General features: G+C 75.3%; 1 pseudogene. It reads left to right on the plus strand.

From position 1 onward, the window contains the following. A pseudogene (locus tag FNX44_RS28520) lies at window positions 1-389 on the plus strand (MFS transporter); the annotation flags it as partial.

The raw sequence follows: 389 nt of genomic DNA on the forward strand, positions 1-389 counted from the left end.
TATAAGAGACAGGCGGAGCTGCGCACCGGGCTGGCGCGGGGGAACACCGCGACGGCGGTCGCGTTGGCGGTGGGCACGGTGTGCGGTGGCGGGCTGCCGTGGGTGCTCGGGCTCGGGCCGGATCCGGGCGCGCGGCTGGTGGAGGTGACGGCGGGAGTGGTGTTGCCGTTGTCGGTGCCGCCGCTGCTGGGCGCGTTGATCGGGGTGGGGTACGTGACGTACGTGCTGGTGGCGTTGTCGGAGCCGCCGCGTGCGCCGGCGACGCTGCGCGGGGTGCTGCGGGACGTGCCGGTGACGATGGTCGGCGGGCTGCGGTTGGGGCGGGGTGACGTGGTGGTGCGGCGGGTGCTGCTGACGGCGGCGGCGCTCGGTGGGGCACTGGCGGTGAT

This window comes from Streptomyces alkaliterrae (assembly GCF_007097205.2).
Classification (GTDB): domain Bacteria; phylum Actinomycetota; class Actinomycetes; order Streptomycetales; family Streptomycetaceae; genus Streptomyces; species Streptomyces alkaliterrae.